Here is a 13,753-nt window from a genome sequence, read left to right on the forward strand (position 1 = left end):
TCGCGCCGCGCTGGGGGGGGCGCGCGCCCCTTCTGGTGCGCGAGGTTCTGGGTCAGTGGTCCCAGATCGGTGCGTTGACGCAGAAGTTGGCCTGCGGGGAGCCGATCGGTGCGACCAGCGCCAGGACACCGACGTTGTTGCCGCACAACTGGATCGGCAGCACGCTGACGTTGTTGTCGTTCAGCAGGTTGATCCCGTCGTTGTCGGCGCTGTCGGCGAAGGCCGGGGAACCGATCGCCAGCATCGCAGCCGCTGCGGCCGCTGCACCGAGAAGTCGAGTTGAAGTACGCACCTGAAGACCCCAATCCTCCGATTTGGCGGTTCCGCCGGTCCGCCGCGCCCCCGCGTCGGGGTGGGCACCTCCGGACCGGCGTCACCACAGTCCCAGCGGATCTCCACCGGGGCCTGCCGTGTCCCTCCAACGAGGACCGCAGACCACCCGGTGGCGAACCGAACAACGCGGAGTAATCGGAAAAGTGGGATGGAGCGGCCGAAACGACCGCTCGTACGGGGGATGGATCAGGATCCGACCGGCAGCACGTTGGGCACGATCATCGGACGGCGGCGGTAGGTCTCGGCGACCCAGCGGCCGACCACGCGGCGCACCGCCTGCGCGATCCGGTGGGTGTCGGTGATGCCCTCCGCCTCGGTGCGGGCCAGCTCCATCTCGACCAGCGGCACCACGTCGTCCAGCGCCTTCGGGTCGTCGGAGAAGCCGCGCCCGGAGATCGTCGGCGACGACACCGCGCGGCCCGTCGCGGCCTCCACCGCGACCGTGATCGCGATGAACCCGCCCTCGCCCAGCACCAGGCGATCGGACAGCGTCGACTCCCCCACGTCGCCGACGGACAGGCCGTCGACGTAGACGTGACCGACCTCGACGCGCCCGGCGATGCTGGCGATCCCGTCGAGCAGGTCGACCACCACGCCGTCCTCGGCGATCACCACGCGGTCCGCGGGCACACCGGTCAGCCGCGCGAGCTCGGCGTTCGCCCGCAGGTGCCGCCACTCGCCGTGCACCGGCATCACGTTGCTCGGGCGCACCGCGTTGTAGAGGTACAGCAGCTCACCGGCCGAGGCGTGCCCGGACACGTGCACCTTCGCGTGCCCCTGGTGCACCACCTGCGCACCCAGCCGCACCAGGCCGTTGACCACGCCGAACACCGCGGTCTCGTTGCCCGGGATCAGCGAGCTGGCCAGCACCACGGTGTCACCGGCGCGGATGCGGATCTGCTTGTGCTCGCCGCGCGCCATCCGGGACAGCGCGGACAGCGGCTCGCCCTGCGAACCGGTCGAGACGAACGCGACCTCGTGCTCGGGCATGGACAGCGCCTCGTCGAGGTCGACCAGCAGGCCGTCCGGCACGTTCAGCATGCCCAGGTCCGCTGCGATGCCCATGTTGCGCACCATCGAGCGGCCGACGAAGCAGACCTTGCGGCCGTGCGCCTCGGCGACGTCGAGCACCTGCTGCACGCGGTGCACGTGGCTGGCGAAGCAGGCCACGATGACCCGCTGCGTCGCCTTGCCGATCACGTTGTCCAGCACCGGGCCGATCTCGCGCTCCGGCGTGACGAACCCGGGCACCTCGGCGTTGGTGGAGTCGACCAGGAACAGGTCCACGCCCTCGTCGCCGAGCCGGGAGAACCCGGCCAGGTCGGTCAGCCGGCCGTCCAGCGGCAGCTGGTCCAGCTTGATGTCACCGGTGTGCAGCGCGACCCCGGCCGGTGTGCGGATGGCCACCGCCAGCGCGTCCGGGATGGAGTGGTTGACCGCGAAGAACTCCAGGTCGAACGCGCCGTGCTTGCTGCGCTCGCCCTCGGAGACCTCCACCAGCACCGGGTTCAGCCGGTGCTCGCGGCACTTGGCCGCCAGCAGCGCGAGGGTGAACTTCGCACCCACCACCGGCAGGTCCGGGCGCAGGCGCAGCAGGAACGGCACCGCCCCGATGTGGTCCTCGTGGCCGTGCGTGAGCACCAGCGCCTCGATGTCCTCGAGCCGGTTCTCGATCGCCGCGAAGTCCGGCAGGATCAGGTCCACGCCCGGCGCGTCGTCCTCGGGGAACAGCACACCGCAGTCGACGACCAGCAGCCGGCCGTCGTACTCGAAGACGGTCATGTTCCGACCGACCTCGCCGATGCCGCCGAGCGCAACGACTCGCAGCCCACCCTCGGCCAACTGGGGCGGTGGGGCCGAAGAAATCGGCGTCACCGGGTGGTACTCGGTGGCTGTCGCCTTTGCGCTCAACGCTGGTTCACCTCTGTGCGGCGTCCGGATTGACCAATACCAGGCCAGCATCCCACAGGTCGCTGGTGATCAACCGAACCTGCTCCTCGGTGGCGGCGGGCAGCGGCAGCCGCGGCTGGCCCGTTTCGTACCCGCACAACCGCAATGCCGTCTTGGAGAAGATGACCCCGCCGACGAAGTTCATCGACCGGTACACCGGAAGCAGACCGTTGTGGATCTCCCGGGCGCCCGCGACGTCACCGGCCTCGTAGGCGTCGAGCATGCTGCGCAGGCGGTCGCCCACGACGTGGCCGATCACGCTGACGAAACCGACCGCGCCGACCGACAGCCACGGCAGGTTCAGCGGGTCCTCGCCCGAGTAGTAGGCGAGGTCGGTGGCCGCCAGGACCTCGCTGCCCGCCAGCAGGTCGTGCTTGGAGTCCTTGACCGCCTTGATCTGCGGGTGCTCGGCCAGCCGCTTGAGCGTGTCGACCTGGATCGGCACGACGGAGCGCGGCGGGATGTCGTAGAGCATCACCGGCAGCTCGGTGGCGTCGGCGACCGTCCAGAAGTGCTGGAACAGGCCCTCCTGCGGCGGCCGCGAGTAGTACGGCGTGACCACGAGCAGACCGTGCGCCCCGGCCTTCTCCGCGGAGCGGGCGAGCTCGACGGAGTGCTCGGTGTTGTTGGTGCCCGCACCGGCCACCACGGTCGCGCGGTCCCCCACCGCTTCGACCACGGCGCGCAGCAGCTGCTCCTTCTCGTGGTCGCTGGTCGTGGGGCTCTCGCCGGTGGTGCCGTTGACGACCAACCCGTCGTTCCCGACGCTGTCCACCAGGTACGTGGCCAGCTCCTGGGCCAGTTTGAGATCGAGCTTCCCGTCCTCGTCGAACGGCGTGACCATGGCGGTCAGGACGCGGCCGAACGGGCGGCCCGGAATCGCAGTGGGGCAGGCGGTCATGCCCCCGACGCTACCTGGTGACTTCCCTGCTCAGAGCGCCCGGACCGGGATCACGGCACATTCCGAAAACCCCTCACCTGAGCCCGTTCTCAGCCGTGCATCTTCCGGCTCGACGGGCCTGTTGCGGCGGAGTTTCCGTCTCCGAGGTCAGAGGGAACGGCGCAAATCCTGGACCGCGAGCACGTCGGCCTCGTTGCCGTCGAACGTGACCTTCGCAGCACGTCGGCTGAACGCGTGCAGGACCAGCTCGCTCGGCTCGCCGAGGATCCGGACCGTGCGCGGACCGCGCTTGGCCGCGATCTCCGTGCCGTCCGGACGGCGCAGCACCACGCCCACCGGGCTGCGGCCGTAGAACATGCGCGCCATCCGGCCCAGCGACTTCCACAGCGCCTCTTCGCGCTCCGGCTCCGACGGCCTGGGCTGCCAGTCCGGCTGGGCGCGGCGGACGTCCTCGTGGTGCACGAAGAACTCGGCGGCGTTGACCGCCTCGTCCACGCCCGCCAGGCCCATCGGGTTCCACTTCGGCGGCCCCTGCCGCACCTGGTCGACCAGCTCGGGCCAGGGCAGGGCCCGCAGCTCGTCCTCGATCCGCTCGCTGCGCTCGGACAGCGACTTCAGGAACTTCCCGGCCAGCGCGTCGGGTCGGCGCTCCCGCACCACCAGGTGCACGGCGAGGTCCCGGGTCGCCCACCCCTCGCACAGCGTCGGCGCGTCCGGACCGAGCTGCTCGAACAGATCGCACAACTGCTGGCGTTCATCGCTGGCGACACCCATGAGCCCACCTTAGTGCGTACCGGTGATCCACTTCCGGCCTTCCGCCCCGAACGCCCCGGCATGTCGTCCCGTGCTCCGAGCGCGAGGTGCCCGGAGCCGCCGGTCAGCCGGTGATGGAGGTCTGCAGCTTGTCGCCGTTCGCGCTGTAGGCGGCGCAGTGGACGTCCTGGTCACCCAGGGTCTCGCCGCTGGTGGCGCTGACCGCCCGGTCCTTCCAGCTCTGCTCGGACGGGATCAGCGCGACGAAGCGCAGCGCCGTCTGCTTGCCCGGGGTGAGGACCTTGTTCGAGTTGAAGTAGACCGAGCAGTAGGCCTCGCCGAAGCGGGCCAGGTCTTCCTCGCCCGGGTAGGGCAGGTCGTAGTCACCGGAGCCGAACACGCTGGATTCCGCGTACAGCTCGAAGTCGTGCGGATCCATGCACGACGTGCCCTGGGTGAGGTTGGCCCCGGCCGCGACCTTGCCGATTCCGCACTTGTCACTGTCCATGGCGAGGGCCTCGACGTCACCGCCCTTGCCGAAGGTCAGCGTCGGCTCCATCGCGACCGGATCACCACCGCCGACCAGCGCGAACCGCCCGACCAGCAGGCCGGCGAGGAACAGCACCACTGCGGCGATGGCTCCGCCGATCAACCACGGCTTCCGGCTCCGCTTCGGCTGCTGCGGTGACGCCACGCGAGTGGCCGGCCGCGTCTGCTCGGGCGCGCCGTTGGCGGGCACGCTGTCCAGCAGCGCGCGGACCTGCGGGCCGGTGAACCGCGCACGCGGGTCGTTGATCAGCAGACCGGCGATCACCGATCCGACGACGCCGTGCGGACGGGAGAGCTGCGGGTGCTCGTTCAGCACCGCGTTCAAGGTGGCCGCGGTGGTCTGGCGTTCGAAGGGCATCCAGCCCTCCACCGCGAAGAACAACGTCGCGCCCAACGACCACAGGTCGCTGGCCGGGCTCGCGTCCGCGCCCTGCAACCGCTCCGGCGCCATGAACGACGGCGAACCGACGATCGCGCCGCTGGTGGTCAGCCGCGGGTCGTCGAGGGTCTGCGCGATGCCGAAGTCGGCCAGCTTGACGCGGCCGTCGGCGACCATGATGTTGCTCGGCTTGACGTCGCGGTGCACGATGCCCGCCGCGTGCGCGCTCTCCAGCGCGGAGAGCACCTGTCGAGCCAGGTCAGCGGCCTGCTCCGGGCGCAGCGGACCGTGCTGGGCGACGTGCTGGTTGAGCGTGACCGCCTGCACCAGCTCCATCACGATGTAGGTCGTGCCGGACTCGGCGAGCACGTCATGCACCGTGACCACCGCGGGGTCGTTGAGCCGCCCCGCCGTGCGGGCCTCGCGGAGCACCCGCTCCTCGTAGACCTGGCGTTCCGCCGGCGGCACGCCGTCGGGCAGGTGCAGCTCCTTGATCGCGACCTCGCGGCCGATCACCTGGTCCCACGCCCGCCAGACGATGCCCATGCCACCGCGGCCGAGCTCCTGGACCACCTGGTACCGACCACCGATCAGCCTGGTCTGCGCGCCCGACCCGACCTGCTCCACCACTGCGATGTCCTCACACCCGTGCGCACGCGCGACCACGCAGCGCAAACGATCTGAACCCCTCGTTCATCCAATCAGATGACCGAGGCGCCCAGTTGGACTGCGCGAAACCGCAACGGGTTCCACTCAGAGCGGCGAGAACTTGCCTGACGGGGTCAGCCTTCGGTGACGAGCGGGCTGGAGGCGACCTCCGTGCCGTCCGCCAGCTCGGTGATCTCGAAGTCGCTGAAGACGTTCGGCGCCGCCTTCTGCAGCTGGCGCAGGCATTCCACGGCCAGCGCACGGATCTCGACGTCGGCGTGCTCGGACGCGCGCATCCCGATGAAGTGCCGCCAGGCGCGGTAGTTGCCGGTGACGACGATGCGGGTCTCGGTGGCGTTCGGCAGCACCGAGCGGGCGGCCTGCCGGGCCTGCTTGCGGCGCAGCGTCGCCTTCGGCTCGTCGGCGAACCGCTCCTCCAGCGCGGCCAGCAGCTCGTCGTAAGCCGCCGCGCTGGCCTCGGCCGCCTCGACGAACTTCTCGTGCAGCTCCGGGTCGTTCGCGATGATGTCGGGCTCCACCACCGCGGCGTCGTTCTCCGGCACGTAGCGCTGGGACAGCTGCGAGTAGGAGAAGTGGCGGTGGCGGATCAGCTCGTGGGTCAGCGAGCGCGAGATCCCGGACAGGTAGAACGACACCGTGCCGTGCTCCAGCACGGACAGGTGGCCGACGTCGAGGATGTGCTTCAGGTAGCCGGCGTTGGTCGCGGTGGCCGGGTTCGGCTTGTGCCAGGACTGGTAGCACGCCCGACCGGCGAACTCGGCCAGCGCCTGCCCGCCGTCGGCGTCGGTCGACCAGTCCACGTCCTCCGGTGGGAAGAACTCGGTCTTGCCGATCAGCTGCACCTTGGGCCGAACGATCTCGGTCACGACGAGCGGACCCCTTCCTTGCTCCCGTCCAGCGGTCGACGACCGCCGCACGACGACTCCCCGACGTGCCCTCCGAGCCTATCCGGCGAGCCCGACGAGATCCCGTGACGCCGGATGACACCATCGAGTCATTGCATGACGTCAACTCTGGTGCCACCATGGCGTCATGGATCTCAACCCGTACATCGACCAGCTTCGCGAAGACCTGACCTCGGCCGCATCCGCCGGCGACGACCAGACCCGGCAGACCGCGGCGGTGCTGTCCGGCGCGATCGAGCCTGCCGCGCGGCTGGCCATCATGAACGCCCTGTCCGACCTCGCCGCAGAGGTGACGACCCAGCTCGACGGCCCGGTCGTCGACATCCGCCTGGACGGACGCGATGTCCGAGTGGTGGTCAGCGGCTCCGCCCCACCACCGGCCGTGGACGACGAAGAGGAGGAGGAACCACCACCCCCGCCACCGAGCGGCGACAGCGGTGACATCAGCCGCATCACGCTCCGGTTGCTCGAGGAGATCAAGTCGCAGGCCGAGCAGGCCGCGTCGAGCCAGGGCGTGTCCCTGAACACCTGGGTCGCCCAGGCTGTCCAGGGTGCGCTGCACACCGGACGCCCGCGCGGTCCGTGGGACCACCCGCGGCACGGGCGCGGCGGACGCCAGTGGGGCCCGCCCGGCGGTGGCCCGCGCGGACGCTGGCGCGGCGAGCCCGGCTCGCGCATCCGCGGCTGGGTCGAAGGCTGAGAGGCGGTGCACGCGATGACGAACAACGACAGCTCCGGCACCGGACCGGAGGAACCACGCGGCCCCGAAGACGTCGGACCGACCGGCGACGAGGGCTGGTCGGCAGCCGAGGAGAGGCTCGCGGAACTGGTGCGCAGCCAGGACTTCGACACCTCCGGACCGATCCGCATCGACATCGGCAACAGCCTCGGCCCCGTCACGGTCGAACTGGCCGACACCGAGGCGACCTACGTCGAGGTCCGGCACGACCCGGCGGCGTCCGGACCGGACTGGCGGAGCGGACTGACCGGCCTGCTGAACTGGGTCAGCGAGCAGTTCGACACCGGGATCCGTTCCGGCGGCGATGTCCGCGGGCCGCAGGAGCCGATCGCCGAAGCCGTGCGCCGGACCCGGGTCGACCTGACCGGCAACCGGCTGGCGATCCGAACCCCGGCCACGTCGCCGCTGCGGAACGTCCCGCTGTCGGTGAAGGTGCGCGCCCCGCTGGACTCGGAGGTCGCGGTGAACACCAGCTCCGGCGAGGTCCGCGTGTCGGGCCCAGCGCGCCGGGTCGGCGTCCAGGCCGGCTCCGGCACCGTGTCGATCGAGCAGGCCTCCGACCGAGCCACCGTTCGGTCGGGCTCGGGTCAGCTCCGGCTCGGCACGATGACCGGCGGCGTGCACGCGCGCAGCGGCAGCGGTGACATCGAGATCAGTTCGCTCGAGGCACCGTCGTCGGTCGCTACCGGAAGTGGGAACGTCTGGCTCGGCGCGGTGTCCGCCGACGTGCTGGTCCGCTCCGGCAGCGGCGACCTGACGATCGCGGACGCGACCGAGGGCCAGGTCGAGCTGATCACCGGCTCCGGCGAACTGCAGGTGTCGATCCACCGCGGCACCGCCGCAGAAGTGGACCTCACCTCGTCCACCGGCAGCGCGAGCAGCGACCTGGTGGTATCCGACCAACCCCCGGAAGAAGAGCCGAAGCTCCGGGTCTTCGGCCGAACAGGAACGGGTGATGCCGTGCTGACGACCGCAACCTGACGGAATCGAAACCAAGACTGCGGCAACAGAACCCGGCGATCACCTGCGGTGTCGGTGGACCTGCCTCCCCCGACCAGGCCCACCGACACCACCCCGCAACGCTCAAGCTCCAACGCAACCCATCAACACGAGTCCACTGTGTACAAATCCGCTGAACGCGTCAGCGGGCAACCGTCGAAGGAACTTCGCCCAGGTCTCCCCGCCCACAGCGACTGAGCAGGTCGACAAATGGCCAAGTCGAAGCCCAACCCGCAGCAGAAAGCGGACCGGGCGCTTTGCCCCGTACCCGTGTCCAACGTTCTGCAGTTGAAAGTTCACGAGGTTGCACGGGCGATGCGCGCCGCTGGCGCAACGCAGCAGTTGACCGTCGGCCAAGCCAAGACATGGAAGGCGAGTCCGGAGACCGCCCCCGAGTGGTTCGTGGCGCTGCTCGCTGAACGAACCTGTCGGGACGCCGAACGGATCGCCCGTGCCGAGCGCCACGCATTGGAGCACGAACATCGGATGCTCCTACTCCGCGAGAAGGTCGAGAGACGACTTCTAGCTGGGGCCAAGCACTTCCGCAGTGATGATGCAGAGCTGGTCGCAACGGACATCGCCGTCCAGGCGTCCAAGGAGCTTGTCCGCAACTGCGGCCCGGTGTGCGGAGGCCCGGTGGACAGCCTGCTACCGGTCGAAGCCGCGGCTCTGCGCTGGGCAGGCGTCGACCCGGGCGACCACTCGACGTGGGTGATCCACCGGGGAGACTGCGAAGGTTGACGACGCAGCTCTGCGGGGCGGAATGGGGTGATCTCCTTGCGAGTGGCGGGCTAGCGGACGACCGCGCGGAGGGGTTTGGACAGGTCGCCGCGGTCGCCGATGGCGACGTCGTCGAGGCCCAGCCAGGACGCCATGTCGCGGAGTGCGGCAGCGAGTTCCGGGACGACCTCCGCCAGGTCGCAGTCCGGTTCGCCGAACGCTCCCGGCACCCTCAGCACGCCGGAGGCTCGGTCGGCCTTCAAGTCGACTCGGGCGACCAGTTCACCGTTGAGCAGGAAGGGGAAGACGTAGTAGCCGTACTGCCGCTTGGGTTCCGGGACGTAGATCTCGATGCGGTAGTGGAAATCGAACAGCCGCTGGGCTCGGGAACGCTCCCAGATCAGCGGGTCGAACGGGCACAGCAGCGCCCTGCCGAGGACCTTGCGCGGAATGCGCGCTGCCGAGTACCGGTACGCGGGCTGCCGCCAACCGCGCACCGAGACGGGCTCGAGCACGCCGTCCTCGACCAGTTCGGCCACCGCCTGCTTCGACGGGCCCGGGGAAAGCCGGTAGTAGTCCCGCAGATCGGTCTCGGTCGCCACGCCGAGCGCGTGGGCGGACCGCTCGACCAGCGCCCGGATCGCTTCGTCGTCCTCGGGTTCATGACCGAGGACCTCCGCAGGAAGGACGCGTTCGGGCAGGTCGTAGAGGCGTTCGAAGCCCCGTCGGGTGCCGGTGGTCAACTCCCCCATCGCGAACAGCAGCTCGCACACCCGCTTGGTGTCGGTGCGGTTCCACCAGGGGCCACGCCCTTGGCGCTCACCACCGCCGAGCTCGCGTTCGAGCGCACCTGCACCGATCGGCCCGAGGTCCTTGACCGCGGCCAAGACATCATCGACCAGCTCGGGCGAGCGTTCGAGGAGTTCCCGGCTGCGCCGACGCCAAGCGCCGCCGTACTCGCGCATGCGCCAGCGCAGCAGCGGCCAGTCCTCGATCGGGATGAGCGACGCCTCGTGCGCCCAGTACTCGACCAGCAGGCGCGGCTGTCGTGCGCTGTGCGACCAAGCCGCCGTGTCGACCAGCTCGGGAGCGTAAGCGCCCAGCCGGCTGAACAGCGGCATGTAGTGAGCACGGACAGCCACGTTGACCGAGTCGATCTGCAGGAGCTTGGTCCGGGACAGCGCGCGTTGCAGGTGTCGCCGCGTCACCTCGCCGCGAGGCGGAGGATCGGCGAACCCCTGGGCGGCCAAAGCAACTCGACGAGCGGTGTCGGGACTCATGGTCTGCACCCGCCCGATGGTGCCAGCGAGGACTGACAACCCCGCGCGGGGTGACGTCGTTCAGTTCGCGAACCGCCACGCACAGCTACTGCGGGAACCTCTAGATTGATCGCATGGCTGATGCCGAGGTACGGGAAGCGGTGGCGTCCGATGCTGCGGAGATCGCACGCATCCAGTTGACGACCTGGCGGACCGCGTACACCGAACTGCTGCCCGCCGAGGTGCTGGACGGTCTGGACCCGGCTGCCGCCGAGCAGGAGTGGCAGCAGGCGTTGACCGAAGGGCCGGTCACCGTGCTGGTCGCCACCGAAGGCTCCTGGATCGTCGGGTTCTGCGCCGCCGGACCCGCACCGGAACCGGAAGTCGCCGCGGCCAACGGCACCGTGCCCTCCGACGCGAGCACTGTTGCGCTGGTCAGCGCGCTGTTGGTGGAACCGCGTTGGGGCCGCCGCGGCCACGGCGGCCGGTTGCTGGGCGAGATGGCGCAGCGGTTGGCCGCGACTGGCGCCACTCGCGGCATCATCTGGGTTCCGGAAGCCGACACCGCTTCGATGTCGTTCTTCGGCACCGCCGGATGGGCACCGGACGGTACGGTACGGACGCTGGACGCCGGTGGACGCCCGCTGCGGGAGCTCCGCCTGTCCGGCCCACTGGAACTGCAGCTCAAGACTCCGTGACCGCGTCCGCCAGCGTGCTCGGATTGCAGACCTCCCGTCAGCTGGTCTGAACGCGCTGGGAGCGAACGTGCTGGCCACCATCGGCTTGTTGTCCACCACCTTCGGGGTGTCGGTGGCTTCCGCGCTGATCCCGGTGATCAGCGTCGAGGTGTTCGCGATCGGCGTGGTGCTCAACGGCACGGACGTCCCGTGGTGGCTGCTGGCCGCGGTGATCGCAGCCGGCCAGATCGGCGGCAAGCTGCTGCACTTCTACGCCGCCCGCGGCGCGATCAAGCTGCCGGGCCTCTTCCGCAGCAAGGACGGCAGCGAGAAGCAGCCCGGTCGGTGGCGCCGATGGCTGGAGAAGTTCCGCACCAACTGCCAACGACGTCCACTGTGGACCGCAGTGGTGATGCTGCTCAGCGCCGCGCTGAGCGTCCCGCCGTACGCGGCGGTGGCGGTGATCGCCGGGTGGGCGAAGGTCTCGCTGAGCATGTTCCTGATCACCGGTTTCGTCGGACGCTTCGTCCGCTTCGGCGCCCTGGCGATCGCCCCGGCGATGATCACCACCTGGATCTGACCGCGGAGCAAGACCGTGAGTCTTTTGGGCTGCTATGACGACCCAAAAGACGCACGGGGGCTGAACAACCGGGCCCAGCGCTTCCCGAGGTCGAGCCGGCCACGCGGACCGTGCCCGCGACGGGAAAGCACCAGGCCCGGCGATCGGGGTCAGACCAGCCCCAACCTCTTCGGCACCCCGCTGACGGAGTCGATCAGCCCGAAGATCGGCACGCCCAACGGCGCGAAGGTCCACTTATTGTTCAGCTCGCTGGTGTCCGGCTCATCGACGATGGCCACGCCGTCCTGGCGAGGTGCCTCGGCGAACGCAGCAGGTCCAGCGCTGAACAACGCAGCACCGGTCAGCACCGCAGCGGTGAGAGCGCGATAGGTGTTCCGCTTGGTCATGGCAGCTCCTCTCTCAGATCAGGGGTTGAGGATGTCGACTACGGGCGCCAGCAGCTGCGTTGGCAGCTGCACGCTCGGTTCCAGCAGCGTGCCGAGGTCGACGCCGGGGAGCACCCAGATCGGCTCGGCCGTGGCCACCCCGCCGGTGAACAGGCAGGCGGCGATGGCGGCGGCCGAGACCGCGGCGAATCGGCGGATGGTTGCGGACATGGTTTTCCTCCTCCTGTCGGGCCGGTTCCTGCTGGTCCGGCCGAGTTCGGTCAGCCGTTGCCCAGCCCGAGCGGGCCGGAAACGGCGACGATGGTGCCCTGCGGGATCCATTGGCCGGCTGCGGTGCTGCCGTGCGGGTGGTTGGACATCTGCATCACGTCGACCTGCGCAGATGCGTAGATGGAGACCGGCCCGGTGACTCCGTCGCCGCGGGCCGCGAGCCAGCGGTGGAACCCGCCGAGCGACGGCGGTTCGCCGCCGAAGCGCGCGGCCAGGGTCATCCCGTAGATCAGCGACCGCTGGTCGCGGGGGTCGAACCGCAGCGGCAGCGAAACGCCGGCGACCTGGTTCACCACCGGCCCGTGCAGCAGCCATGGCGCCAGCTGCACGCCGTAGAGGTAGTTCTCGCCGCGTTTGGCCTCGTCCAGCGCCTCAGCGGCCCGCGACCAGCCCGACACCACGACCAGCGCACCGTCCGGATCGTCGCGAACGGCGATGCCGCGCTGCTGGGCTTCAGCGGTCACCAGCTCGGTCGCCGCACGTCCCCGAGGCGACTCGTCGCCGACCACGTTGATCGTCGGGACCGAGGCCGAAGCGAGGTATCCGACCAGTTTCCGCAGCGCATCACCGTCCTCTTCGGACAGACCGGACGACGGGCAGCTGTCGAGCACCTGAGGCGCCTCTGCGACGAAGATGCCCAGTCCAGCGCTGGCGCACTCAGCCCCATCCGGACCGACGGCATCGGACAGTGCGGGCAGCTCTCCCGCGTCGACGTCCACCGACGCCTCGTCGTCGCCTCGATGCACGACGAGGTCGCTGCGCCCGGCGGGCAGGTCGACCTCCGCCCAAGTCCCGGAACTGCCCGGGCGAGGCACCGCGCGAACACGTCCAGCTGCGGTCTCCACCGCCACGTCCAGCCCCGCGCTCGCCGGGAAGTGCACCAGGTTCCGCCCCGGCCGATGCGGGCTGACCAGCACAGATGTGCCCGCTGCGGTCACCACCCTGGGCACTCCGGGAACGGGCAGGTCGCCGGGCGGCGGGAGGCCGGGCAGCGCCGTCCACGCGACGACGGCGACCAGCACCCCCACCGCCCCGAACCGGTAGCGCTGGCGCACGTCGCGAAGCACGACGGTCAGCACCAGCACTGCCAGCGCCGCAACGGCCAGGGCGAGCAGCACCAGGCCGTGCGCGCTTTCCACCAGCCTCCGGTCGAGCAGACCGGAGGCCAGCAGCTGCGCTGTCCCCGCCCCGGCCAGCGCGAGTGCGGCGGTCAGCGCCACCGGTCCGGGACGCAGACCGCTGCCGGATCGCCACTCTCCCGCGGCGATGCCGAACCAGACCACCGCAACAGCGGCGAAGAGCGTGTCGAGGAAGAACTCGAACGAAGAGTGCTGCAGCGCGGCCTCGGCGATGAGCAGCAAGGCCAGCGCGAACCCCAGGTAGGTCGCCGCTGCTCTCCAGCGCAGCGAGATCGGCACCGCGAGCGCGAGGACCGCGTGCACGACGGCGAAACCGATGTTGATGTCCAGCACGGCAGCGGAGCCGGCGCTGGTCACCGCGGCGACCAGACCCGCAGCCCAAGCCAGCCGCGGCGAGGCCGCCACCGCCGACCGCAGCAGGCCGATACCGGCCACCAGCGCGGTGCTGGTCAGCAGCACCACCCGCAGCACCAGGCTCAACAGGTCCACATCGGACGCTGCTGCGACGTGGGAATGCATGTGCTCCACCGCTTTCTCGTGTTCCA

The 13,753-nt window shown here is 70.1% G+C and carries 15 protein-coding genes; 5 read left to right on the forward strand and 10 right to left on the reverse strand.

The window, feature by feature from the left end; translation table 11 throughout:
• Positions 1 to 52: 52 nt before the first annotated feature.
• The 6 genes from ABTZ89_RS08915 to thyX form a co-directional block, all read right to left on the reverse strand.
• Positions 53 to 292 (reverse strand): hypothetical protein, encoded by a 240-nt coding sequence (locus ABTZ89_RS08915; protein ID WP_351042022.1) that lies wholly within the window; start codon positions 290 to 292, stop codon positions 53 to 55.
• A gap of 227 nt (positions 293 to 519) precedes the next feature.
• Positions 520 to 2,244, reverse strand: coding sequence for a ribonuclease J (locus tag ABTZ89_RS08920; protein WP_270946948.1), 1,725 nt, complete (start codon positions 2,242 to 2,244; stop codon positions 520 to 522).
• Positions 2,245 to 2,251: 7 nt separating this feature from the next.
• Complete coding sequence (gene dapA / locus ABTZ89_RS08925) at positions 2,252 to 3,184, reverse strand: 4-hydroxy-tetrahydrodipicolinate synthase (RefSeq protein WP_270946947.1); 933 nt, start codon at positions 3,182 to 3,184, stop codon at positions 2,252 to 2,254.
• Between the two features lie 147 nt (positions 3,185 to 3,331).
• Positions 3,332 to 3,958 carry a TIGR03085 family metal-binding protein gene (locus ABTZ89_RS08930; RefSeq protein WP_351042026.1) on the reverse strand — a complete coding sequence of 209 codons (627 nt, stop codon included), beginning with the start codon at positions 3,956 to 3,958 and terminating at the stop codon, positions 3,332 to 3,334.
• Positions 3,959 to 4,061: 103 nt separating this feature from the next.
• A complete protein-coding gene (locus tag ABTZ89_RS08935; RefSeq protein WP_351042029.1) occupies positions 4,062 to 5,495 on the reverse strand; it encodes a serine/threonine-protein kinase in 1,434 nt (477 codons plus the stop codon).
• 152 nt (positions 5,496 to 5,647) lie between these two features.
• Entirely contained in the window at positions 5,648 to 6,400 is a 753-nt protein-coding gene (thyX, locus tag ABTZ89_RS08940; protein WP_270946944.1) for an FAD-dependent thymidylate synthase, read from the reverse strand.
• Positions 6,401 to 6,566: 166 nt separating this feature from the next.
• Between thyX and ABTZ89_RS08945 the strand changes: the two genes are divergently transcribed.
• The 3 genes from ABTZ89_RS08945 to ABTZ89_RS08955 all read left to right on the forward strand — a co-directional run bounded on the left by ABTZ89_RS08945 (position 6,567) and on the right by ABTZ89_RS08955 (position 8,918).
• Positions 6,567 to 7,139, forward strand: a complete 573-nt coding sequence (locus ABTZ89_RS08945; protein WP_270946943.1) for a toxin-antitoxin system HicB family antitoxin — start codon at positions 6,567 to 6,569, stop codon at positions 7,137 to 7,139.
• Positions 7,140 to 7,154: 15 nt separating this feature from the next.
• Positions 7,155 to 8,159, forward strand: a complete 1,005-nt coding sequence (locus tag ABTZ89_RS08950) for a DUF4097 family beta strand repeat-containing protein (protein WP_270946942.1) — start codon at positions 7,155 to 7,157, stop codon at positions 8,157 to 8,159.
• Between the two features lie 228 nt (positions 8,160 to 8,387).
• Entirely contained in the window at positions 8,388 to 8,918 is a 531-nt protein-coding gene (locus ABTZ89_RS08955) for a hypothetical protein (RefSeq protein ID WP_351042034.1), read from the forward strand.
• A 50-nt stretch (positions 8,919 to 8,968) separates the two neighbouring features.
• Here the strand turns inward: ABTZ89_RS08955 and ABTZ89_RS08960 are convergent, their stop codons facing one another.
• Entirely contained in the window at positions 8,969 to 10,186 is a 1,218-nt protein-coding gene (locus ABTZ89_RS08960; protein WP_270946940.1) for a winged helix-turn-helix domain-containing protein, read from the reverse strand.
• Positions 10,187 to 10,290: 104 nt separating this feature from the next.
• Here ABTZ89_RS08960 and ABTZ89_RS08965 point away from each other — a divergent pair, with 104 nt between their 5' ends.
• Positions 10,291 to 10,854 carry a GNAT family N-acetyltransferase gene (locus tag ABTZ89_RS08965; RefSeq protein ID WP_351042038.1) on the forward strand — a complete coding sequence of 188 codons (564 nt, stop codon included), beginning with the start codon at positions 10,291 to 10,293 and terminating at the stop codon, positions 10,852 to 10,854.
• A gap of 67 nt (positions 10,855 to 10,921) precedes the next feature.
• Positions 10,922 to 11,413, forward strand: coding sequence for a hypothetical protein (locus ABTZ89_RS08970; RefSeq protein ID WP_351042041.1), 492 nt, complete (start codon positions 10,922 to 10,924; stop codon positions 11,411 to 11,413).
• 149 nt (positions 11,414 to 11,562) lie between these two features.
• On the opposite strand, the gene ABTZ89_RS08975 is transcribed toward ABTZ89_RS08970, so the two are convergent.
• The 3 genes from ABTZ89_RS08975 to ABTZ89_RS08985 are packed head-to-tail and all read right to left on the reverse strand — an operon-like array spanning position 11,563 to position 13,727.
• Positions 11,563 to 11,799, reverse strand: coding sequence for a hypothetical protein (locus ABTZ89_RS08975; RefSeq protein ID WP_270946936.1), 237 nt, complete (start codon positions 11,797 to 11,799; stop codon positions 11,563 to 11,565).
• A gap of 18 nt (positions 11,800 to 11,817) precedes the next feature.
• Positions 11,818 to 12,009 (reverse strand): hypothetical protein, encoded by a 192-nt coding sequence (locus ABTZ89_RS08980; RefSeq protein ID WP_351042044.1) that lies wholly within the window; start codon positions 12,007 to 12,009, stop codon positions 11,818 to 11,820.
• 50 nt (positions 12,010 to 12,059) lie between these two features.
• Positions 12,060 to 13,727, reverse strand: coding sequence for a hypothetical protein (locus ABTZ89_RS08985; RefSeq protein ID WP_351042047.1), 1,668 nt, complete (start codon positions 13,725 to 13,727; stop codon positions 12,060 to 12,062).
• Positions 13,728 to 13,753 lie beyond the last annotated feature (26 nt).

It is taken from the genome of Saccharopolyspora sp. NPDC002686 (genome assembly GCF_040295745.1).
Taxonomy (GTDB): domain Bacteria; phylum Actinomycetota; class Actinomycetes; order Mycobacteriales; family Pseudonocardiaceae; genus Saccharopolyspora; species Saccharopolyspora oryzae.

Coding starts and splice junctions, on each gene's coding strand:
- ABTZ89_RS08945 (WP_270946943.1), top strand. CDS start 6,567: ATGGATCTCAACCCGTACATCGACCAGCTTCGCGAAGACCTGACCTCG.
- ABTZ89_RS08985 (WP_351042047.1), bottom strand. CDS start 13,727: ATGCATTCCCACGTCGCAGCAGCGTCCGATGTGGACCTGTTGAGCCTG.
- ABTZ89_RS08980 (WP_351042044.1), bottom strand. CDS start 12,009: ATGTCCGCAACCATCCGCCGATTCGCCGCGGTCTCGGCCGCCGCCATC.
- ABTZ89_RS08955 (WP_351042034.1), top strand. CDS start 8,388: ATGGCCAAGTCGAAGCCCAACCCGCAGCAGAAAGCGGACCGGGCGCTT.
- ABTZ89_RS08950 (WP_270946942.1), top strand. CDS start 7,155: ATGACGAACAACGACAGCTCCGGCACCGGACCGGAGGAACCACGCGGC.
- ABTZ89_RS08930 (WP_351042026.1), bottom strand. CDS start 3,958: ATGGGTGTCGCCAGCGATGAACGCCAGCAGTTGTGCGATCTGTTCGAG.
- ABTZ89_RS08975 (WP_270946936.1), bottom strand. CDS start 11,799: ATGACCAAGCGGAACACCTATCGCGCTCTCACCGCTGCGGTGCTGACC.
- ABTZ89_RS08965 (WP_351042038.1), top strand. CDS start 10,291: ATGGCTGATGCCGAGGTACGGGAAGCGGTGGCGTCCGATGCTGCGGAG.
- dapA (WP_270946947.1), bottom strand. CDS start 3,184: ATGACCGCCTGCCCCACTGCGATTCCGGGCCGCCCGTTCGGCCGCGTC.